Source organism: Paenibacillus pabuli, assembly GCF_039831995.1.
GTDB lineage: Bacteria > Bacillota > Bacilli > Paenibacillales > Paenibacillaceae > Paenibacillus > Paenibacillus pabuli_C.
Window position 1 is genome coordinate 2,889,836 of record NZ_JBDOIO010000003.1, and the last position, 21,283, is coordinate 2,911,118.

Annotated in this window: 20 protein-coding genes; 5 read left to right on the top strand and 15 right to left on the bottom strand. The window is 48.9% G+C overall.

Going from position 1 to position 21,283, the window contains the following annotated elements; genetic code table 11:
• Positions 1-42 precede the first annotated feature (42 nt).
• The 4 genes from ABGV42_RS15240 to ABGV42_RS15255 all read right to left on the bottom strand — a co-directional run bounded on the left by ABGV42_RS15240 (position 43) and on the right by ABGV42_RS15255 (position 4,820).
• Positions 43-1,506, bottom strand: a complete 1,464-nt coding sequence (locus ABGV42_RS15240; RefSeq protein WP_347382387.1) for a phage tail sheath subtilisin-like domain-containing protein — start codon at positions 1,504-1,506, stop codon at positions 43-45.
• Positions 1,506-1,706: a hypothetical protein gene (locus tag ABGV42_RS15245; protein ID WP_347382388.1), complete on the bottom strand. Its 201-nt coding sequence runs from the start codon at positions 1,704-1,706 to the stop codon at positions 1,506-1,508. The genes ABGV42_RS15240 and ABGV42_RS15245 overlap by 1 nt, the downstream gene beginning before the upstream one ends.
• 68 nt (positions 1,707-1,774) lie before the next feature.
• On the bottom strand, positions 1,775-2,686 hold the full coding sequence (locus ABGV42_RS15250; protein ID WP_347382389.1) for a hypothetical protein: 912 nt from the start codon (positions 2,684-2,686) through the stop codon (positions 1,775-1,777).
• 340 nt (positions 2,687-3,026) lie between these two features.
• Positions 3,027-4,820, bottom strand: coding sequence for a DUF4127 family protein (locus tag ABGV42_RS15255; RefSeq protein WP_347382390.1), 1,794 nt, complete (start codon positions 4,818-4,820; stop codon positions 3,027-3,029).
• Positions 4,821-5,152: 332 nt separating this feature from the next.
• On the opposite strand from ABGV42_RS15255, the gene ABGV42_RS15260 reads away from it, so the two are divergent.
• Positions 5,153-5,626, top strand: a complete 474-nt coding sequence (locus tag ABGV42_RS15260; RefSeq protein ID WP_347382391.1) for a hypothetical protein — start codon at positions 5,153-5,155, stop codon at positions 5,624-5,626.
• Between the two features lie 121 nt (positions 5,627-5,747).
• Here ABGV42_RS15260 and ABGV42_RS15265 read toward each other — a convergent pair whose 3' ends face one another.
• The 7 genes from ABGV42_RS15265 to ABGV42_RS15295 all read right to left on the bottom strand — a co-directional run bounded on the left by ABGV42_RS15265 (position 5,748) and on the right by ABGV42_RS15295 (position 11,762).
• The gene (locus ABGV42_RS15265; protein WP_347382392.1) at positions 5,748-6,698 is read right to left on the bottom strand and encodes a hypothetical protein; all 951 of its coding nucleotides are present in this window, start codon (positions 6,696-6,698) and stop codon (positions 5,748-5,750) included.
• Between the two features lie 121 nt (positions 6,699-6,819).
• Positions 6,820-7,455 (bottom strand): VOC family protein, encoded by a 636-nt coding sequence (locus tag ABGV42_RS15270; RefSeq protein ID WP_347382393.1) that lies wholly within the window; start codon positions 7,453-7,455, stop codon positions 6,820-6,822.
• Between the two features lie 18 nt (positions 7,456-7,473).
• The gene (locus ABGV42_RS15275; RefSeq protein ID WP_347382394.1) at positions 7,474-7,929 is read right to left on the bottom strand and encodes a VOC family protein; all 456 of its coding nucleotides are present in this window, start codon (positions 7,927-7,929) and stop codon (positions 7,474-7,476) included.
• Positions 7,930-8,003: 74 nt separating this feature from the next.
• Positions 8,004-8,579, bottom strand: a complete 576-nt coding sequence (locus ABGV42_RS15280; RefSeq protein ID WP_347382395.1) for an NADPH-dependent FMN reductase — start codon at positions 8,577-8,579, stop codon at positions 8,004-8,006.
• A 186-nt stretch (positions 8,580-8,765) separates the two neighbouring features.
• Positions 8,766-9,497, bottom strand: a complete 732-nt coding sequence (locus tag ABGV42_RS15285) for a response regulator transcription factor (protein WP_347382396.1) — start codon at positions 9,495-9,497, stop codon at positions 8,766-8,768.
• An 18-nt stretch (positions 9,498-9,515) separates the two neighbouring features.
• The gene (locus ABGV42_RS15290; RefSeq protein ID WP_347382397.1) at positions 9,516-11,186 is read right to left on the bottom strand and encodes a GAF domain-containing sensor histidine kinase; all 1,671 of its coding nucleotides are present in this window, start codon (positions 11,184-11,186) and stop codon (positions 9,516-9,518) included.
• A gap of 93 nt (positions 11,187-11,279) precedes the next feature.
• Entirely contained in the window at positions 11,280-11,762 is a 483-nt protein-coding gene (locus tag ABGV42_RS15295; RefSeq protein ID WP_347382398.1) for an ArpU family phage packaging/lysis transcriptional regulator, read from the bottom strand.
• 637 nt (positions 11,763-12,399) lie between these two features.
• On the opposite strand from ABGV42_RS15295, the gene ABGV42_RS15300 reads away from it, so the two are divergent.
• From ABGV42_RS15300 to ABGV42_RS15310, 3 genes are all read left to right on the top strand, one after another.
• Positions 12,400-12,846 (top strand): helix-turn-helix transcriptional regulator, encoded by a 447-nt coding sequence (locus tag ABGV42_RS15300; protein WP_347383254.1) that lies wholly within the window; start codon positions 12,400-12,402, stop codon positions 12,844-12,846.
• Between the two features lie 42 nt (positions 12,847-12,888).
• Entirely contained in the window at positions 12,889-13,305 is a 417-nt protein-coding gene (locus tag ABGV42_RS15305) for an ImmA/IrrE family metallo-endopeptidase (RefSeq protein ID WP_347382399.1), read from the top strand.
• Between the two features lie 181 nt (positions 13,306-13,486).
• A complete protein-coding gene (locus tag ABGV42_RS15310; protein ID WP_347382400.1) occupies positions 13,487-15,301 on the top strand; it encodes a 5'-nucleotidase C-terminal domain-containing protein in 1,815 nt (604 codons plus the stop codon).
• Between the two features lie 612 nt (positions 15,302-15,913).
• Here ABGV42_RS15310 and ABGV42_RS15315 read toward each other — a convergent pair.
• Positions 15,914-17,647, bottom strand: a complete 1,734-nt coding sequence (locus tag ABGV42_RS15315) for a proline--tRNA ligase (RefSeq protein ID WP_347383255.1) — start codon at positions 17,645-17,647, stop codon at positions 15,914-15,916.
• Between the two features lie 528 nt (positions 17,648-18,175).
• Between ABGV42_RS15315 and ABGV42_RS15320 the strand changes: the two genes are divergently transcribed.
• The gene (locus ABGV42_RS15320) at positions 18,176-18,847 is read left to right on the top strand and encodes a 3'-5' exonuclease (protein WP_347382401.1); all 672 of its coding nucleotides are present in this window, start codon (positions 18,176-18,178) and stop codon (positions 18,845-18,847) included.
• A gap of 53 nt (positions 18,848-18,900) precedes the next feature.
• On the opposite strand, the gene ABGV42_RS15325 is transcribed toward ABGV42_RS15320, so the two are convergent.
• The 3 genes from ABGV42_RS15325 to ABGV42_RS15335 all read right to left on the bottom strand — a co-directional run bounded on the left by ABGV42_RS15325 (position 18,901) and on the right by ABGV42_RS15335 (position 21,100).
• Positions 18,901-19,863 (bottom strand): helix-turn-helix transcriptional regulator, encoded by a 963-nt coding sequence (locus ABGV42_RS15325; RefSeq protein ID WP_347382402.1) that lies wholly within the window; start codon positions 19,861-19,863, stop codon positions 18,901-18,903.
• Positions 19,864-20,020: 157 nt separating this feature from the next.
• Positions 20,021-20,725: a hypothetical protein gene (locus ABGV42_RS15330; RefSeq protein ID WP_347382403.1), complete on the bottom strand. Its 705-nt coding sequence runs from the start codon at positions 20,723-20,725 to the stop codon at positions 20,021-20,023.
• Between the two features lie 207 nt (positions 20,726-20,932).
• Positions 20,933-21,100 carry a hypothetical protein gene (locus tag ABGV42_RS15335; protein ID WP_347382404.1) on the bottom strand — a complete coding sequence of 56 codons (168 nt, stop codon included), beginning with the start codon at positions 21,098-21,100 and terminating at the stop codon, positions 20,933-20,935.
• Between the last annotated feature and the right edge of the window lie 183 nt (positions 21,101-21,283).

Below are 21,283 nucleotides of genomic sequence, written 5' to 3' on the forward strand. Positions count from 1 at the left end.
TTATATCCAAGCAAAGGCTCTCGCCTCGCTCTTCTACACTACTTATTGCACGTAAAATGTACCAAACAACTGCTCCATCACATCAGTCAGCTTCACATTCCACTGCAGGAATACCTGATCTGCCTCCGGTTTCAAGATCGGTGCTGCGCCATAATAGGCTGGGTCTAGAATGACATCGTATCCCTCAGCCTCAATCACATTGCTCTGTGCGAGCAGCGCAAGGTAGGCCTTCATCGCACCGATCAGTGCCTGGCGCCCCTCTTCGGTATTGTTTACTTTGCCGATATACGAATCTTCCGCAGAGCGCTGCAAATCCATGTTAATCGCATCCATAACTCGAATGGAACGAATTTTTTTCCATGCATTATTTTGTCCCGCAGCAGGAGTCACCAGCGTATTCACACCGCGAAGCGCCTTCACCTGACGGCCATCATGGAAGAAAATAAATACGCCATTCTGCACGGCCTGCTCCTGTTCCGCACGCGTCCAGCGACGCGTCACGTCATCGAATGGAGTCGGTGCGTACGTTGTCGATTCGTTCAGACGTTGTCCGGCGATCAGACTGGCAACATATGCAGACGTTTCCGCTGAACTGTAGTACGCATCCCCCAAACGCACACCGGTACCCACATTGATCACGCCTTCGTGATTCAATGTTAGTGAACGTGCGGCAGCCTTCTGTGCAGCTCCTGCAGACGTATCGTCTGCTGTAGTCCCGCCAAATACAGCCATCACCGGTTTACCCTCGCTGCGTACACGTTTCACCCAAGCCGCAAAGCTTGCCAACAAAGGCGCATCCGCCGCCTGATCCAGTGCCAATACATCGAATTGCTCGCCTTCCAGCGCACCCTGTACTGCAATATATTCCGCGTTCGTCAGATCATCGTTGCCACTGACACCGCCTTTGAATGCCGCACCCGAAACGGTTGCAACCACACCCGTACCATCGCCAATCGCTTGAGCCGTTACCCACTCATTGCGCTCATCCTCATTGATCTGTTTGGCTAGAGATGCTGCCGATATATCCGCGGTCAGGAGTGCATACAGCATCCGATTTCCTTCAAACAGGCGCACTTCATGCTTCGTGTTATCAATTACACCCGGCTGAATGGTGACATAGAATCCGTTCGCACGATCTCCCGGATACTTGGCAGCCAGCTGTAATACGTCCGCATCGCTGCTGTCCTTCAACGTTAGACTGGCTGCTTTTGCCGTGGCGCCTGCTACCCGATAGGCCAGCAACTTTTTCGGGCCGCCCAGCAGGGCTAGCTTCAAGGATGTATAGGCTGTCCCATTATCCAGTGCATGTGCGGAGAAAATACGTTCAATCGCCGCTTCGCTGCCAACCTCCACAAAGGTTCCCACTGGACCCCAGTTTGCCTTGATTGGAACGACAACCGTTCCCCGATTGCCTGCCTGAATGGCTGAAGATGCTGCCGCTTGAAAATTCATATATAAGCCCGGAAGGACCGGACGATTCGTTTGCTCCCATGTTCCACCTGCCATTATCCCTTCACCTTCGCTTTCATAAATTGGTTGATTCGTTCTTGCGTTTCCTCAATGGAAAACGTCTGCTGCGCTGCTTCGTACAGCGCACCATGCAGCACCTCTGCCTTAACGGCAAAGAGGGCTTCCGCATGATTCATCAGCTCAGCCCGCGTATACTGCGGGGCAGCCGGTTTGCCTTTTTTAACGGAGCTTGCCATCGCCATTCACCTCATCTTTGAATTACGGATACTTTTCCTCCCTAGGGATGGTTTCTTGCCATTCTTGACTATTCGATTCCCTTACTGTGATGAATCTCGCGGATCAACGGTACATCCGTCCCCGGACGGCGAATTCGCTGCTGCAGCGTCAGGCGAATCTGCCCGTTCAGGTAGGCATCTGCCTGCAAATCAGCTGAAACTTCGTCCACTGTCAGGTACCGGGTATCATCTGTATTCGCCATAGCAATACGGGTCTGCACAGCCAGTTGTTCAACCAGACGTGTAACTGTATGACGAATGACCCCCGCATTGGAAGCTACTACATGTCCAGTCCACTGCTTTCGTATCTCCAGCGCCGAGGTGCCCGCCGCAGCTGAATTGTATCCCGTCAACCGCCACAGTACAGACTGTGTCTCGTAACCTCCTGGCCAGATATCCCCATGAACGGCCCAGTCGGAGCCAAGCTCTGCCTTGGTCCAGTCCTGGAGCGCAGCCATCCAAGAATCCTGCGTATCCACAGATACACTCTCCTCAGTGGATTCAGGAACATACACCCCGAATCGCAGACTTCGCGTCATCATTCCCGATTCGGCGTCCACCCGGTCACAGTCGGATGAGCCAAAATAGATGCAGGTAAATGCTGCACCCTCCTCATCCTCCAGCCGCACCTGATGAAGTCCTTTTACCAGCTCCGCGGACCACATTTCCAGCCGTTCTGCTCCACCATCATCCGGGCGAACGTACGGAGAGATTTTAATAATTCGTCGGTACCCTGCCCAAGCAGACTTTGGTACTTCTTCAGCAAAAGCAACGACCGCACAAGGCCCTGTCAGAACCTCACCCTGTGCAGGCACATCCAGCACCCGGCCATCCCATGCCGGAACGAGTGCTGCAAGCTTTTGCTTCAGTGTCTGTCTCACAGCCACACTCATTTGGTTTGTCCCTGTAGCTATAATGTTTGTTTCACTTTGGATAGACACATTCATCTCGCCCCCTTCAGCTGCACGTTTGTCATCTGCTCGCATGATGCAGCGGCCATGCGGCAGCCCATGACTCCCCCTTGATCTCAGTGACTGAGTAAATGATAAATACCGAGATCAATGCCGGACACGAATCACCGCATCAAAAAGACCGGCCTCTTGGCCGGTCTGTACATAAGCGTATGAGCTTTCGGTGTGTGTCCGTTTGCGATTGATCCGATAATACAATCTTACACCCTTTTCTCCCTAGCGCGGACGGTGAATCGGATGACTTCAGTATGGTTTGAGGCGTATCTTCGGCGGAAAAAAGACGAGTCCGTTCATGTCAATCCGCCCAACATTATTTAAGATTAACATGCGGACTCAATGTAATTTCAAATGCACGTCCCCAGATGAAATCCGGATTGGCATAGTCGAGTGCAGCACTGCAATATTTCGCATACAACACATCGCAGTCGCGGATCTGGTTGATCGCCACATTACCCGGAGCAAAAGCTGTTTTGCTCGCCAGTCCCGCGGTGTACGTCTGCATCAGATCCCGAAGCAGGGTTTGCAGGTGAGCGTAATCTTCCTCGGAGTTGAACAGCACCATATTCTGGTCCGCAAGGGTAGCCACATTGGTATAGAGCGCATGAGCTCTGGAGTACGTGCGGATATCCGCGATTGCTACCGCTTTATAGTAGTAATCTTTCAGGAACCGTTTGAACAGCAATGATCCATGCGCATCAACAGCTTCGTGAAGAGCAGAAGCGCGCTTTTCTGTGGTAACAAAAGCATATCGGGATTGTCCCATGCCTACGGCAAGGCCCATCTTGTTCCCCGGTGTATTCCAGGCGCTATAACCCAGAACCCGGCCGGTATACGGACTGTTCAGCAGGGCTTCCGCTACATCCACATTCGCTGGTCCTTTTCCGACAAAATCAATCAGCACCGCCGGCAATCCTTGCTCACTAATGCTCGTCAGGCGTTCAACCGCGGCTTGGACCTGATCCAGCGCCGTAATCGCAATAATCTCGATATCCACACCTGGCTTTGGTCCCGGCTTTCCTGAAGGCCCGTTTGTCAGGCGATCCAGTTCCGAGGACATGTCAAGCGAAGTAGCTTCCTCAGCATCTCCTGGATAAGCCGCATCTGCCACAAGCACCCCACCTACAATATCAATGTGACGAGCTACATTCTCGTGAACATCCATATATTCATAGGTATTAATAATCGTGGAACCGTGAGGACCGTAATAATTCACAGCGTAACGTGTTTTCGTACCGCCCCGCAGCAGCTGATTTGCCATCCGTGCGACTAGCGCGTGACCGAGGCCGTCCGCATCCGGAAGGATGATGGCCCGTTCTGGATTTTGTCCGTCATTTCCCCCCAGCCATTCGTTAATCCGTGCTTCTACATAGTTAATCTCGTTAATCTGAACTCCCTGTGTATTCGCATCGTCGACACCTACTGCGAGGAAATCAATGTACCCTTTGCGGGCCAGCTGATCCAGAATGTACAGGTTTGTTTTGAACTTGTGCTGTCTGGTGTTGTAATACTGCTCTTTGTTGAAAAAAGTCGTTTCACCATACTCCACACCATCTGGCGACAGGTTGTAGCCGTTAATAATGTCCTCAAACTCGGTATAGGCCTGACGCGGCTGCTGCATGAGCGCACGGGACTCGTTGTAGGCATCAAGTGCAAGACCGTCTGCAAATGACGTGGTCGCCAGTCGCATTACCGTATCCATCACATACACCGGTTTACGCGGGTATTTTTCCTTGATCACTTGAATCACATTGAGCAAACGCGTCGTTTCTTCATCATACTCCGGATAAGTGCCTCCTCCGTCTTCCCGAAGCTGACGACTGCCAATGAGGCCCCCATAGGCCAGCATATCGGATGAAATAATGAAACCATCGACTTGGGCAGCATGCTTCAGAATAAACGTATAAATGTTGGTTGGAATGCCATACGTAGGTGCAGACGTGCCGAGCAGCGTTGTGCCTTCTGTCGTCTTTTCCGAATCGAGGCGGTTTTGAATGTCACCCGGGTTTGGCGTTACGATATGGATGCCTGCTGCCTTCCCTTGAACAATGACGTCATCCAGGTTAGCCGGCCGATCATCCAGTGGAACATACAATACGGTTTTCATATCATGTAACCTCCTGTTTATTAAATTCAGTCTTATATAAGTACCCGATTAGAGCAGGCTCACCATCACCGCATCAAAAAACCGGCCCCCCAGGCCGGCTGTACATTAGCGTATGTGCTATCGACTGTGTCCCCTGCTGCTAATCCGATAATACAATCTTACACCCTTTTTCCGGCTCTGCTGACGGTGAAAGGTACGGTTTCCGTCTGATTGTCGTCGCCCTCCCGGAGGTAAAAAGTCGGTTCCAAATGATCTCTGTTACGATCGTCAAACTTTACGCTTATATTGTACGTTTAGTACATATAAACAAGACCGTGTAAAGGGTGGATATCATGAAAGCATCGGATTGGTTCTATTTGTGGATAGCCATACCCTGTTATATGGCAGGGCCCGTTATGTACGCCATGACAATGTATATTCTCTACCAGGAAACGAACGTATTGACTGTCCCCCTTCTTGGATGGACTGCTGCAACATTTTCGTCCGTTGTTATACTGTTTTATCTGCTTACGGTCATCCTCTTGCGTGTGCTAAAGATCTATTTCTTTTGGCTGCAAACACTGCTCTATATGCTCCTTTCCCTCATACCCGTGTATATGACTGCTGTTCTTATGGGTTCAGGAACTTCCCGACTGCCAGGACTTTCTTTTCCGTTCACACCTGATGGCATCCCATTATTAGTGTTCTGGGAGAGTATCGCAGTTATGAGTTCCTGGGGTGTCTGGGCTGCTCACAATCCTTCCATTAAACGTCTCTTCTTACTCTTCTCCGGTGTCATTCTTATCCTGTTTATCCTTGAGTTCTAACCTCGTTAAAACCAAAAAAGAGCACCAGCCATTTCAGGCAGTGCTCTTCATCATTTATATGTTTGCTATCGTTCACTATGCATCCTTTAATGCCATGAGCGAGCGCCTTAACATTTTATACTTAAGCAATAATATATCGAAAATTCTCCCAGCTCTCCGGGAACGAATTCCCGTTTCTTGTATGATGATAGAAGCTGAACGGAAATTTGAACACATGGCCTGTGTTCCAATCGCGAGATCTTCGGTCGGTGAGCCAGTATTCCAGCTCGTGCGGCAGAGCCGTCGAACGTTCGGCAGGAACCAGCGGCAGCACGTCAACCGGAGATTGCAATGTCCACTGTCCATCTTCACTTACCGCTTCCCGGCTCAATCGGAGGGCCTTTATCATCGTCAGGAACGGTGGGATTCCTTTGTGGAACAGTGCCGGATAACCCAGCTCATGTAATATATTGAGCGCATGTCCGTAGGTCAGCATATGACCGATCAGATCATGATGAGCTTCTGCCTGATAGATGGCAGGGAAGGCCCCAAGCTCATCCAGAATCAACCGGGATAGCTGCTCCGGTCCTTCGATATGAGGGAATTCATCCTTGTCATCAATCTGCAGACTGCGGATTTCCTTAACCGTTGTGTTCAGCCACGATCTTCCCGGGATGGTCTTCTCAAACGAATCGATCAGCTCCACCATCTGTTCGATATCCTGCGCTGTGCCCCAGCCATCCAGCTCGCGGATGGCCTTCAGCGTAAGGGCCCCATAGATTGCTTGGTGTCCAACCCAGTGAAGTTCCCCGATCGTACGGTCCAGTGCTTCCGTGATCCGTGCCTCTGCTTCTTCCCGTTCGAGCATTTCACCACGGGTAGATTGTGGCTCCTGATCTATTCCGTGTTTGCGAAGCATCGCTTTCGCCTCTGCGGTAACGCTGCCCGCCGCAAGAGCGGACAGACGATTCTCCCGAACCCAGAAATAAGCGGCTATAGCTCCTGCTCCATAATGGGCATGCCACAGGTCACCCGTACGCTCTCGACTTGAAACGATGACCCTCAGACCCTCTTCCAACAAACGTCGATCCATAACGTCATCACTCCTTCACCGTAATAATATACTTCATAACACCATGTTTACATTGTGTTTACTTCTATAAAATGAATCAAATCGTGCATATATGCCCGTTTCGCTTCCCAGATTCAATCATTTACCCAAACTGTAATCTGCTGACACCTTGTATGACAACTTCGAGCGGGAATCGTTGTGCCTTTTGCTCCGAAAAGAACCAGATCCGTTCCTTTTTCACCACGATAAACAGACCGCTTACGTCTCCGATCGGGGCAAAGGTTTCACTTATCGCTCCCCATTGGTTTAAACCCACTTGCTCCAATTCCCCCACCGTAGACAGTACATCTTCGGATACAAGCCCCACCTCGCACACTTGCAGCAGATCCTCCGCCGAGAAAGGACGGTTACTCTCATGATGGGTATTGTGATGAGCAATCAGCTCCAAAATGTTGCCAGCAGGATCCTCGAAATAGAGGGAATGGGAATTCCAGTTCTCTGAATAAGTCTCATCCTCTCCATCCTGCGTACGAAGCTCTACACGTGCTGCTGCCCAGGCTTTGGCCTCCTGAAAACGATTTTTTGGAATCATCCAGGCAAAGTGGTAGAAGGGCTCGTGCTCCATTTCACTGTGGACAAATATCATGTTTGAGTATCCGATCTGCAGGGTGAAGGAAGAATCACAGTCAGCAACCACCTTCAGTCCGAGAGTATCCCTATAGAAATGTTTAATCTCTGCCAAACGAGCGGTGTACAGCTTCACTTCTTCAAATATCATCTGATTGCCTCCTCTCGATCACACCCTTCCGTGCATCTTCTCCCATGCACTCCAAGGCACCATACCTAGCTCCGGCTTCGCTTCATCCGGAAGCATGGATATGAATTCAAGAGAATGACCATCTGGGTCCGTGAAATATACCGATACAGCCGGCATCCAGCCGAATACATACAGCTCACCGATATCATCATCAAGGAAGTTGTGCGTTGTAATCCCTTTATCCTCCAAATAAGTGACCGCATGCTTCATGTCCTCCAGCGATACGTGGAAGGCAAAATGCTGCCGCTGCACCTGCTCTGGCTCCTTTTCCCAAAGTCCCAGCATGGCATTCCCCTCACCACCAATCCAGTAAAACGAGTTACCGCGTTCCTTCTGCCCGTAAGCATGTGGCAAACCAACAATTTGTTCATAAAAATGATGTGATCTCTCCAGATTCGTTACGTTCAAATGGGTTTCAAATATACCTCTGATCATGTACATTACCTCTTTCTCTGTCTACTTCTCTTTCTTATCTCATTTCAATTCTCTACATTGCCATAAGGAGACCCTCAGCTTCCGGATGATTCCCGAGCAGACGTTAATATTTGGGCCAGGTTCAGGAACGAACCAATCACCCGCTGAATCCGATCCTCAATGTCCTGGCTGCCTTCATATTCCTCATATCCGTCAAAGGTTGCTTCAAAACGCCTACGCTGCGCACCGCCGATAGAGATCCACTCCTGCGCATTAATCCCATGCAGATTGCGAACGATAGCCTGCAGCTGTAAAAGAGAGCTAACCCCCACCGCTCCTCCCGCTGAGCTGATCGACAAGACCGGTTTGCCACTAAAGTGAGCCTGGCTTAGGTGATCCAGTGCATTTTTGAGCACCCCGCTGATGCTGCCGTGATACTCTGGTGTCGATAAAATAATGGCGTCTGCCGCGAGCATGCGCGAGTTCAGTTCTGCCAGGTTAGGATCATCTGCCTGCTTCTCATCCGGTGCGTAGAATGGAACTGGTGTCTGATACAGATCAAACAGGCTCGCCTCATGTCCCTGGCTGCGGATGACTTCGACCGCATATTCCCCTAAACGTGTACTGGTTGCATTCTTTCGGTTGCTTCCTGCCAATACGATGATCTTCATCTATGTCACACTCCTTCTTGTTTTTGTATGTTCTTCCACAACCAACCTTCAACTCTTCTGTACCTATCTTACCTTGCTTCTTCTTCCAAATCGTCAGCAGATAGACTTAACTTGCAGCACAAAAAAACTCAACCTTTCGGTTGAGTTTCTACGACTTTAGGCTGAGAATGAATGGATCGGAATCGGTCAAACCCAGCCGTTTTTCACGGCATGAATCGCTGCTTGAGTACGATCGGCCAGTCCCAATTTGTCGAGCAGATGACTGACATGTGTCTTTACAGTTTTCTCCGTAATTACAAGCTGGACGGCAATCTCCTTGTTGCTCATTCCGCGTGCAATCAAACCCAATACCTCTTGTTCGCGGCGGGTCAGCGCATCCAGACTCGGCGATGGTTCTTTCATTTGTACGGATTGTTTAAGCTTCTCATGATCCTGAACTTTCCCGTATGCTGTTGAATCTGTGCTTATAGTATCCTGCTCTTCTAATTGGTTGTCAGATGAAGCCATCACATGCATCAACTGCCCCGCCGCCGCAGGATGAAGCTGGGCCTGTCCTGCGTGCACGTTCCTGATCGCAACGGCAAGATCCTCCGGTTCAATATCTTTCATCAGGTACCCTTTTACCCCAGCGCGTACAGCAGGAATAACATGATCCTGATCGGAAAACGACGTGAGTACAATAACGCGGATTCCAGGCAATAGCGTGCGCAGCCGTCTGGCGGTTTCAATCCCGTCCAGCACAGGCATATGCAAATCCATGAGCACTACATCAGGCTGCAATTTCTCCGCCTGTTCGATTGTCTCCTGCCCATTGGAGGCTTCGCCAACCACCTTCATATCCGTCTGCGTGGATAAAAATACGTGCAGTCCGCGTCTCACCATCGCATGATCATCTGCTAATAAAATCGTAATCGGCATGTGTTTCTCCCCCTGACATTAACCCTGTTCGGACGGGAGTGGAATAACTACCGTCACCGATGTTCCCTTTCGGGATGAACTTATAAGTTCGAGCTTGCCTCCCAGCGACTGCGCCCGTTCTCTCATAATGGACAGACCGAGCGAACGTGCAGGCAGGGGCTGCTTTCTTTTCGCTCCACCCTTTCCCCGATCCTTAACAATGAACACGGCTTCGGTCTGCCTTAACTGAAGAGTGATATCTGCCGCTGTTACATCCGCATGTTTACGTACATTATTCAGGGCTTCCTGTCCAATTCGCCATAACCCTTCTTCAATACTGCGAGGCAGGCTGCGCATGCCGGTTCGGTTTACGACGACCTGTAAACCTTGGCTTGAACCATACTCCTGCAGCGCACTTAGCAGACCCGATTCCAGCCCGGCGGGACGAAGCTGCATGATCAGTGCGCGCATTTCCTTCAGAGCCTCCTGGGACAACGAACGAATATCTCTCATGGCTTCAGCCGCCGGATGCAGATCCGCTGTACCGGACAACATGCTCTCTGCTCCCTTGGCGGTCAACGAGAGAGAGAACAATATTTGGTTTACTGAATCATGCAGATCCCGGGCCAGTCGGTTTCGCTCCTCCAGCCGGGTCAACTCACGACGTTTATCTACAAGTCTTAGGCTTTCCCAAGACGCTGTAATATGTTCTGCCAGCGCATCCACAACCTCCCGGTCTGCCTGAAGAGAATCACTCTCCGAGTCAAGCTGGGCGATCAGCACGGCCGTTTCACCGGGAGGACTCAAAGGTATGGCAGCAGCCAGACCCGGCGACCTAATGGAATCGCGAGGCATTGTGCCGCACACTTGAGACAATTCTACAATCTCCTCTGCCGATAGTATACCAGCGCGATGTGATTGAATCACACGGCGCAACCAGCGATCTGTCTCTGCAGGAATCTCGTTAAATGTCTGCAGCTCTTCCGAATCACTGGCATGGGCAGCTTGTACAGTGAAAATCCCATTCTTTTGGACTAACAAAGCAACAAAAGGCCATTCGTAGTGCTGTTCAAGCAGCTTGACCACCGTCCTGGCCATATCGTCAGCATTGCTGCACTCGTTCAGTTCCAGACCCAGCGATCTGCTGAACTCCCCCAGTCTGGCATACTGATCCGCTCTTCTCTGCTCGGCACGGTATAATCGCATACGTTCCATGGCACTGCCGATTTGGTAGGCAACTGCCTGCAAAAGTGCGAGCTCCCCGTCACTGAAATGCTCCTTACCGGGTGCGGCAACATTGAGCAGTCCCATCATTTTGTCACCGGATCGCAGGGGAACCGTTGCGTGATGGGTGATGCCTTGCGTGTCTCCCCACTGATGCTCGGTGGCATCCTCAAGCCGTTTGCAGTTAATTATGTTAACGGCATTATTGAGTTTCCCATCGCGGAACCGGTTAACGCACCAGCATGTTCCACAGCGCATCGGTTCCTTGTCTTGATGGACCAGAGCCGGCGGCAGGTTATAGTCCGATATGCACGAATACTCTCCACTCTCACGAATGAGAAACACCCAGCCTGCCGTAAGTCCGGTCAATTCCAGCAGCTTGCCTACTACCGTATCCAGCATCGGACTCAGGTCATTGGACGTGTTCAGCGTCTCCGCAATGGTCTTCAGCGTGTACAATTCCTGCATTCCGGAATCTTGCGACATACGGATTTCTCTCCTTTTCTTCTCTCGAAGTGTTGTTGTTTCATTATTGTATACAATCATTTCGGGAGTTTAAAGGATGAACTTCTTTTCGTGTTAACCAAGCTTTTGACGGCTCTTTCGGGATACGGATAGTGGCTCCACGTTGATCAGTCCCCGGTCGGATAAGGCAAGGGCCATTTTATAGAAGGCACGGGTTCTGATTTTCGTATACGTATCCTTGCTCACAGGCGGATCAAATACATGGTTGTACACTTTGTAATCAAACACGTCATCATCCTTCAGATACCGTTCGCAAACCAGTACCCGCTCCTTCTCACTTAGACGAGACACGATAAAATCTATCGTATCGCAATACGCCTGACGTGCACGCTGTACATCGACATTATAGATCGCCGTTCTGGCGGTTGAATCCCCGGTAATGTTGGTTGGACCATGGAAACGTTCCGTATAACTGGCCGTGACCATGACCTCACGTTCTTCAAAGGCAATCGTTTTATAAATCCGATATTTCTCCAGCGCGGCTTCCACGGCTGTTTGTGTTTTACGTCGGTCCAGTTCAGGCAGTAATAATTCCATATTCATTCTCCTCCTTAAGGGTTAGATATAAAGTGAAACCCGCTAAGCTTCACTTCCTTTATAAGGGTTATTCAGTTTGTTCAGATAGTAACGGCCATTATCCAGGTCTCTTGCGTTGCCTTTTGGAATCAGTTCCGCAGGGCAGCACACCTTGAAGCTTCCGATTTCCAGTACATACAAATCGTTCGAATTTAATGTTATGTTCGTATCTTGTTCGTATTTCTATTTGAGGATACCACTTATTGGAGATTAGAGTAAACCTTCATTTTAGGTCATTTTGACGATAAAATAAAACCCTCGCTCTTATTTTCTATACCTTTTGGCATAATTGTTTCAATTCCCTTTACCTAATGGTATATATACGTTATAGTACAGATAATTACAGATCCCTCGTATAAGGATGAATTTTTGTAGTTTAAGATTGTTACCAAATCACCGTTAACGGAGAGGGCAGAAATAACCTGAAGAAGCGTTAGCGGTCGCGTTTATCACCGGATTTCTCCCTTTCGAAAGGGGATAAGGAAATCCGGGGATAACAGCGATCGGAAGGTTGTTCTGCCAGCGGAGTGCCCCGGTGTAACTGGGATTTCTTGAACTATCATTCAGTTGCTTATACGAATTGAAGGAGTTGGCATGAATTGTGGAGCACGCTTTTGGTCCTTATCTGAAACAACTGCGGGAACAGCAGTGCTATAGCATCAATCAGCTCGCCGAAGCAGCAGGAATCAGCAACTCGCAAATTTCACGCATCGAAAATGGAGTCCGCGGTGTTCCAAAGCCCGCCACGATCCGCAAATTGGCAGATGCCCTCTCCGTTCCCTATGCCGATATGATGAAACAGGCAGGGTACATCGAAGCAGCAAACGCAGCAGGCGACACTCAGGACATCCCCGAATGGGCAACGTATAAAGACCGGCGTGATTTCAAGAAAATGCTGGAGGACGAAGATGATCTGATGTTTGACGGGATCCCACTGGATGATGAGGACAAAAAACGCATCAAGGATGTGCTGACGGGTCTGTTCTGGGAAGCCAAGCAAATGAACAAACGCAAGAAAAACGATGAACCAGACCATCGCCAATGAGGCATAGAAAGCTGATTACAATGAAGCAGCAGGTGAGATGATATGGATGACATGGTAACAAAGCTGATTCGAAAACACCGGACAAACTGCCCCTTCAGCATTGCCAGAGCCATTGGAATACAGATCCGTTTCACCAATTTGGGCAAATCGACCAAAGGGCTGTATTTCCGCAAGCTCCGCCGCAGATTTATTGTCATTCACAGTGAACTGCCGCCGGAATGGCAGCGGTTTGTATGTGCTCATGAACTTGGACATGACCGGTTGCACAAAGGCATCAATCGTTTCTTTTTGGAGGAGCACTCCTATTTTGCTCCCGGCAAGCTGGAAAGACAGGCCAACCGTTTCGCCATTCAATTACTGACTTCAGGAGTCATGCCGGAACCTGATGAATCCCTGGAGAAATTCTGTTTGCGTACCGGACTGCCGCGCGAAGCGCAGCATTTTTTTTACTCTATATAAGAACATATGTTTCTTTCCGATGGATGTTAAACTTTAATTCCCAGCCAGTCGATTAGATGTCACTTTCAGGTTACCTATTTTTACGTAAATCACGAGATTTCCTAATCATTGTCTGCTAAAATACAATTTGAGCTGTGCGAGAGCTCAGGCAGATCATATTTTTGGGAGGGTACAGATTCATATGAAAATCTGGAAAACTTACGTTTCACTTCTGCTAACGGTATGTTTACTGTTTGGCAGTGTAGGAATTGCGGCCGCTGCAACGGATACAACTCCGGGCACAGGTACACACATTACGATTCTACATACGAATGACACACATGCACGTGCAGTTGAAGCTTCACCTGCAATGGGCTATGCCAAAGTGGCAGGGATTGCTGACAAATACCGCAGCGAGAATCCCAATACCCTTTTGCTTGATGCAGGAGATGCTGTGCATGGTACAACCTTTGCAACACTCGTGAACGGCGAGAGTATAGTCAAAGTCATGAATGAAATGGGCTACCAGGCCATCGTTCCGGGTAATCACGAATTCAACTACGGCTCCGAGCACCTTGTCGAACTTGCGGACATGATGAACTTCCCAATGCTCAGTGCCAATGTGAAGAAAAAAGACGGAACCCGTCTCTTCGATCCGTATCTCATCAAAGAAGTTGACGGTGTCAAAATCGGAATCATCGCACTGACTACACCTGAAACAATGTACAAAACAAATCCAAAGAACGTTGAAGGTCTTGATATTACAGATCCAGCTGCGGAAGCCAAAATTCTGGTGAACGAAATCCGCAGCAAAGTAGATGTGGTTGTTGTTCTGGGACACCTTGGACAAGATGCTTCCAGTACAGACACTAGCTTCAAAGTAGTAAAAGAAGTTCCGGGTATCGATGTATTCATCGACGGACACAGCCACACCATCCTGCAGGACGGTCTCGTCTCCGATAACGGAACATTGATCGCGAGTGCCGGAGAGTACACCAACTTCGTAGGTGTCATCGATCTGTGGGTAGACGGTGGCAAGGTAACGAAGAAACAAGCTACGCTGATTGATGAAACGGAAGCCAAAGATATTAAACCGAATGAGAAAGTAGCAGCACTCGTGAACTCCATTCAAAAGGAACAAGAACCTATTCTTGAAGAAGAAGTAGCCAATACAGCGATCTTGCTTGATGGTCAACGTGAACAAGTTCGTGCTGGTGAGACCAACCTGGGTGACCTGCTCGCAGATGCCCTTCGTGACGTCAGCAATGCAGATATCGCGCTCACAAACGGCGGCGGTATCCGTGCTTCCATTGAAAAAGGTATCGTAACCAAAGGTGACATCATCACTGTTCTTCCTTTTGGTAATCAGGTTGTAACGCTTGAAGTAAAAGGATCGGACGTTCTGGCAGCCCTTGAAAACGGCGTAGCCTCTTACCCGGAACCAAGCGGTGGCTTCCCGCAAGTGTCCGGCATGACGTTCAGTATTGATGCTTCAGCTGCTGAAGGCAGCCGCGTCCATTCCGTGATGATCGGCGGCAAAGCCCTTGATCCGGAAGCCACTTATACACTGGCTACGAACGATTTCACAGCCGTTGGCGGTGACGAGTACACCATGTTTAACAAATACACCATCTCCGGCATGTACGGTGCAATGGACGAAGCACTGATTGAATACATGCAGAAGCTTGGCGCGGTGGACATCAAAACAGATGGCCGAATCAAGGAAGCAAAAACACCTGCAGTTGAACCGGAAGCTCCAGAGACAGAGACACCGGCTCCAACTACACCGAAGCCAGAAACGCCTAAACCGGAAACACCAAAACCAGAAAAACCGTCAAAACCGACACCAAACAAACCAGCTCCTGCCAAAGTATATGTTGTAAAATCCGGAGACTCCCTGTACTCCATCTCCAAAAAATACAACACAACCTGGCAAGCGCTGCAAAAATTGAACAACATCAAAAATCCTCACTGGATCTATCCAGGTCAACAACTGAAACTGCCTGCCGCTTCTTAAACCGAGCATTGATCGAGTAGTGTGATCCGCTCCAGCAATCGATTGGACCAGAAGTATTAAAGCAGTAACGGAAAAAGGGTGTTCCTCAAGCCAACCTGGCTAAAGGAGCACCTTTTTTCTCATTTGAAAGAAACGATACATCTTTCCTATGGGTTTTACAGGCATAAATGATTGGAAATACCTTTACGGCAAAAATAAATCCACAAATCCACTCTGCTGCACACACGCTCCCTCAGTCCCGAATCATGAACTATAGAAAATATGTGCATAATTGCCACTATTACGCGTTTTTTCCGTATTCGAGCCGAGCAAAATGAACAATTGGAATTTGCATATTTGCACTTATTTGCACGTTTTAATCAATTTCGCGACACGTGTACATTTCAAAAAGGATAATATACAAAATACACTGTAGTAAAGAATAGTCATTTTGTACGATATTATGCAGACGGATCTGTTGATTCATATGTCTATAGGCCTTGTTTCGATATTTTAATCTAAAATAAACGACCAAAATGGAGTATCGCATAATATGCGGACCTATATAATATGCCACTTTATGACACGAATTCACCGTGTGATGACCCTTCAACGAATGAGATCCTTTCCGAGCTAGAGCACTTCCTTGGCATGATTCAATGCCTCTTCCACACTCATGCTAATCCGCTTGGTTTCCCCTTTACTGGCAAGAGCGTGGGACCCTATTTCAACATTCCGTTCTGCAGCGCCCCTGCCAACCACAATCTGTACAGGCAGACCAATTAATTCAGCGTCCTTGAATTTTACTCCAGGACGTTCATCCCGATCATCCGTCAGCACCGTGTATCCCGCATCGCCCAGCTGCTGTTCAAGTTCCATGACAAGCTGACGCTGCTGCTCATCTTTCCAGCTTACCGGAATCAAGTGAATCTGATATGGCGCAATGGCCGCCGGCCACCTTATTCCTTCCTCTCCGGCATATTGCTCGGCAATCGCCGCCATTAGACGAGAAACCCCAATACCGTAACAGCCCATCACCGGGGCACACTGGCGACCATTTCGGTCCAAAAATGAAGCATTCATAGCATCACTATATTTGGTGCCCAGTTTAAAAATGTGACCTACTTCAATGCCTTTGGTGAATACAAGCTTTGCTCCACATGAAGGACAATTATCCCCATCAGCCGCGAAGCGAATTCGCTCGACTTTGTTCAAGACAAAATCTATACCTGGACGAACACCCGAAAAGTGCATATCCACTTCGTTGGCGCCTGTAATGGCACTTTCCATCACAGCCACATCCGCGTCCACGACGACTGGCAGATCCAGACCGACAGGTCCCAGGAAACCGACCTTCAAATCCGATCGTCCTGCAAGTGCCGCTTCGTCAGCCAAAGTGAGTTCTTCTGCACCCAATACCTGCTTCAGGGCAATGTCATTGACTTCGTGATCCCCACGAACAAGCACAGCAATCAGCTGTCCATCTGCTTGATAGAGCAGTGTTTTGATGATGTGCTCCGGTCCCTCACCGACAAAGGAACTGAGTTCGGAAATGGTACGAATTGCAGGCGTATGAATTCGAACGAGCGATGAGTCTGCGGTATTGGACTGGGATTCATCCGTATCCTGTGTTACAACTCCAGATGTCTGGTATCCGGCCTTCTCCAGGTTCGCAGCATAACCACATTGCTTACAGGATACAATCGTATCTTCGCCGACATCAGCCAGCGCCATAAATTCATGCGTCTCCCCCTGACCGCCGATGGTGCCCGCGTCCGCCTCTACACGAATATATTCCAGACCGCAGCGCTCCAAAATGCGTGAATATGCCTTATTCATCGCCTGATACGTACGATCCAGCTCTTCCCAGTCGGAAGCAAAAGAGTACGCATCCTTCATGATAAACTCGCGTCCCCGCAGCAAGCCAAACCTTGGACGCCGTTCATCCCTGAATTTGGTTCCGATCTGATACAACGTAAAAGGCAGCTTCCTGTAGCTATTCACTTCATCACGTGCAAGAGCGGTCACCACTTCCTCATGGGTTGGTCCAAGGGTGAACTCCCGATCGTGTCGATCCTGCAAACGCATCAGCTCAGGGCCGTACTGGCTGTATCTTCCCGATTCTTCCCACAGCTCTGCCGGCTGCATAATAGGCAGCAGCACTTCCTGACAACCGGCACGGTCCATCTCTTCGCGAACGATCCGTTCAACGTTGAGCAGTATACGCCGCCCCAGCGGCAAATAACTGTATATCCCTGCTGCCAGCTGACGAATCATGCCTGAACGAAGTAGCCAGCGATGTCCGGCTGCATCTGCTTCAGCCGGTGCTTCACGTAATGTTGGAACAAGCATTTCACTTTGATGCATCAATTCCACACCCCTTATCTTCCTGATCATTTTTGAAAATGAGTGGATAAACAGCAAAAAGACACATCCGTCAAGGGACGAATGTGTCGTGGTACCACCCTTATTTAACTGCATGGTTTCGTTCGCTGACATGTCTCGGGTTCCCCGGCCATGCTGAACAAACGTCCCGTTCACCAATGTGCGATACGGGATCATGCAGTCCTCTGAGGCGTAACGGGCCCATCCGGCGGAGGTTGCAGCCTGCTGGCATTCTCCTCCGCAGCTCGCGAGGTGGGAATTACGAAGCAGCAACAGAAACCTCTCACCAAACGGTTTCCTCTCTGCTTGAAGCTGGCTGACGTAATTATGTCCTCACTAATCGCTGTTATCATTTTTGATCACATTAGTGTATTTGCAAGCAATTGTCAACTGCTGCGTGACATGCAGATAACGGGCAGGAAGAATTCCGCTATGATGCTGACATCCCGCTGGCTTCCCTGTAATATAGAGAGATAGAGAACATGTATTATTAATAAAGGAGCTTGTCCTATGCCATATATTATCTATGATCTTGAATTTACGGTTAGCCGTAACGCTCGCTACTCTTCTGAAATCATCGATATCGGTGCGGTAAAAGTTACGGAAGGACCTGGCGGCTTATATGTATCCGACACGTTTCATACTTATGTTCGTCCCTCCAACAAGTCGGTGCTGTCCACCGACACCATTCAATTTACAGGAATTACGCAAAAAGATATTGATGCCGCTCCTCTTTTTCCTGAAGCACTGCAAAAGTTTATCGCCTGGATGGGAAGCGAAGTATATTACATGTGTTCCTGGGGACCCGATGACCGCAGCAAGCTGATTTCCCATTGTCGTACACACCAACTTGACGTTGCCTGGATCACGAACCACAATGACCTGCAACAGCAGTGGTCGCGAACCGTTCGCAAGGAAGGCAAATTCCGTCAGCTTGGACTAGCTCAAGCGCTTGAACTATGCGGAATCGAGTTCGACGGCACCCAGCATCGTGCACTGGATGACGCCATTAATACCGCCAAAGTATTTATGCATCAATTTGACCGCTTCAGTCTGGAAACAAACTGTGCCGCTGATGATGAAGGCGTTGCTTCCAAAGTCGTCTATTCCAGCAGTACAGAAGACGATGTGAAAGATTCACCCTTTGGCAATCTGGCACATCTGTTCAAAACCAATGAATAGCCTGTTTCATCTTTCCGCCTAATTATGAAAAAGAACGCCTGTCCACGCTGGCATTAGCTATATAACTGCTGCCAGCGTTTCAGGCGTTCCTTCATGATGCTTCGGTATCCCTCCGGTTCAAGGATCTCTGCCTCTGGTCCATATTGGCCAAGCCATCTCATAAATTCCTGATCATCACCCAAAATGGTTTCCAGCAGCAATGTTCCCTCTGGTTCCATGGTAAGAATGGGACGCACCAAAAATTTTTGCTGCATCACGTGTTCAACTGCATCGCGGGAAAAACGGATCTTGAACGCAGTCCATTCTTGTCCTTGGCTGGCTCCCAGCTTACGGAAATGGGATTGCAAAAGGAAGTCATCTTTGCGAAATGTACGAGGCAAGATCTTTACTTTTTGCAGGTTCTCCACTTCATAAATCCGCAGCATCTCCGAAAGGTGACAGTATGCCAGCAGATCAAAACGGTACTCACGCGGGATCAGGCAGTAGGGATCAAGTCGTACCCCCATCTTCATGTTTTGAGTGAGATATTCTGCCTCGATAGTGTTCTGTGACATACCGGCCTGGAGCAGGGTTACCAGGGAATTATTTTTCCATTCATCGGTGTCATTTTGCCACGCGGGAAGCCCTGTTTTGAATAAACCGCTAATCTGCTCTGACCACTCCACACGTTCCGTTTTGTTCTTCTGATTCGAAGCAACCACTTTCTCATACGCGCTCTCGAAGGCCGGCTTCAGAAAAGGACGAATATCATCCATAACCTCACCCAAATGGACGAAAGCTTGGGCCTCCTCGTCTGACCAATTGAGCGGATACATGGCGAAGTTGCTGATAAACATGTAACCTCTCCCGTGTCCCATATTGGCGATCGGAATGTGCATTGCGCTGAGGGCCTCCATGTCGCGATATATCGTCCTTTCCGTTGTCTCGCATCGCTCGGCCAGCTCCCGGGCAAGGATCCCCGGCTTCGCCTGCACGAGAGTTATAATGCGCATTAATCGGATCAGTCGGTCTGTCATTTTGCCGGACCCTCCACTATCTTGTCAAAAAATTCGATACAACCCCATCCAATTGTTGATCATGATTTATAGTACATTCGACTTACTCTTTATTTTCACCTTTAAAATCTATGTAGAAACGTCCCATTTTCATATCGTCATCAGTAGTTCTTTGTCCCTATTCACATAACATGGTTTTTTCGTGGCTGTTGTACGCTCCACCATACGTAATTCCGTAGTGGTAACGCAGCTTCTCCACAATCTCAGCTTCTTGGTAATAATCCAGATCCTGCTTGCGTGCCGCCTCGATCAACAAGGCATCTGCATGCCTGCGAAGCAGATTGCTTCCTTCTTGTGCACGGCCTCTTTCATAGGCCCGCAGGGCTTGTTTAATCAGCGGCACGGTCTCACTTAATTTAATCGTCTTCTCCACCTTCGGATCCTCAGGCTGCCTTAACATCCCCAGGTGGCTGGTATATTGAATATACAATTGCTCACGGCGCAGCAGCACTCTCTGACTCTGCTTCACTTTGCGTGTGCTCCAGTAGGCAGAGCATATGGCTGCTTTTCCCGACGCACGAGGGCCCATGGCAAATTCGAGGAGAATCTGCTTGCTCTCCCCCTTGTATACATCGCCGAGCCGCAGAATAAAGCCGATATCAGTCTCTTTAGATCGGCAACCATATATCCCTTTGAGTTCAATTCCAAATTCCGGTTTGAGCAAAAGCTCCATGTCTCTTGACACAATTTTAGGTGCTACTTTCCTAAGTCTTTTGGCAGGGGCCCCGTAACGCCATTCCACCATCATATATACGGGGTCGGCCCCCCCTGTCGGTATGGCCTCTCTGTTCCACGAATAACATACTTCAAAGACTGAGTTCACTGGTAGTCTCTCCCCCGATTTATGTGTATTATCTTATAAGTTATCAGGGTGAATGGACACTATATTGTCACGGAACATATGTTCGCATAATATTTTTACATTTAAATGTTTTCTCATCCCTAAATCCGTCTAAATCCGACATAAAACGACGAAAAAGCCTGGCATTATACCAAGCTTTCCCTCTCCATATTTATGACAAGTCCCAACTTATACAGTAGGCTGATTGATTCCCATTTCGGTAATGGATGCTGCCCATTCCGGTTCTGTCACAGGTGCATAGGTCACGCTATCAATGATTAATTTACGCCCGATTGGCTCGCCATTTACGGTAATCATAATCGTTTTGGTTGGTGTCGTTTGCTCTGTCGTATACATAAATTTCTTCTCCTTCGTTCACGATCTTCTTCTAAAATCGGATATATTGTTATTTTTTATTATTTTCGTCATTGTGAATGGCAAGCACCCGGAACCGGGGTAATAATATGTGTTCATACTGTCCGCGCGCTGCCTTGAACGTATATTACCCTGCTTATCTCTGAATTAAACAAGTTATCCATC

Coding starts and splice junctions, on each gene's coding strand:
- ABGV42_RS15335 (WP_347382404.1), bottom strand. CDS start 21,100: ATGTATACGACAGAGCAAACGACACCAACCAAAACGATTATGATTACC.
- ABGV42_RS15255 (WP_347382390.1), bottom strand. CDS start 4,820: ATGAAAACCGTATTGTATGTTCCACTGGATGATCGGCCGGCTAACCTG.
- ABGV42_RS15260 (WP_347382391.1), top strand. CDS start 5,153: ATGAAAGCATCGGATTGGTTCTATTTGTGGATAGCCATACCCTGTTAT.
- ABGV42_RS15270 (WP_347382393.1), bottom strand. CDS start 7,455: ATGATATTTGAAGAAGTGAAGCTGTACACCGCTCGTTTGGCAGAGATT.
- ABGV42_RS15285 (WP_347382396.1), bottom strand. CDS start 9,497: ATGCCGATTACGATTTTATTAGCAGATGATCATGCGATGGTGAGACGC.
- ABGV42_RS15320 (WP_347382401.1), top strand. CDS start 18,176: ATGCCATATATTATCTATGATCTTGAATTTACGGTTAGCCGTAACGCT.
- ABGV42_RS15240 (WP_347382387.1), bottom strand. CDS start 1,506: ATGGCAGGTGGAACATGGGAGCAAACGAATCGTCCGGTCCTTCCGGGC.
- ABGV42_RS15325 (WP_347382402.1), bottom strand. CDS start 19,863: ATGACAGACCGACTGATCCGATTAATGCGCATTATAACTCTCGTGCAG.
- ABGV42_RS15265 (WP_347382392.1), bottom strand. CDS start 6,698: ATGGATCGACGTTTGTTGGAAGAGGGTCTGAGGGTCATCGTTTCAAGT.
- ABGV42_RS15245 (WP_347382388.1), bottom strand. CDS start 1,706: ATGGCAAGCTCCGTTAAAAAAGGCAAACCGGCTGCCCCGCAGTATACG.
- ABGV42_RS15290 (WP_347382397.1), bottom strand. CDS start 11,186: ATGTCGCAAGATTCCGGAATGCAGGAATTGTACACGCTGAAGACCATT.
- ABGV42_RS15315 (WP_347383255.1), bottom strand. CDS start 17,647: ATGCATCAAAGTGAAATGCTTGTTCCAACATTACGTGAAGCACCGGCT.
- ABGV42_RS15305 (WP_347382399.1), top strand. CDS start 12,889: ATGGATGACATGGTAACAAAGCTGATTCGAAAACACCGGACAAACTGC.
- ABGV42_RS15310 (WP_347382400.1), top strand. CDS start 13,487: ATGAAAATCTGGAAAACTTACGTTTCACTTCTGCTAACGGTATGTTTA.
- ABGV42_RS15295 (WP_347382398.1), bottom strand. CDS start 11,762: ATGGAATTATTACTGCCTGAACTGGACCGACGTAAAACACAAACAGCC.
- ABGV42_RS15275 (WP_347382394.1), bottom strand. CDS start 7,929: ATGATCAGAGGTATATTTGAAACCCATTTGAACGTAACGAATCTGGAG.
- ABGV42_RS15280 (WP_347382395.1), bottom strand. CDS start 8,579: ATGAAGATCATCGTATTGGCAGGAAGCAACCGAAAGAATGCAACCAGT.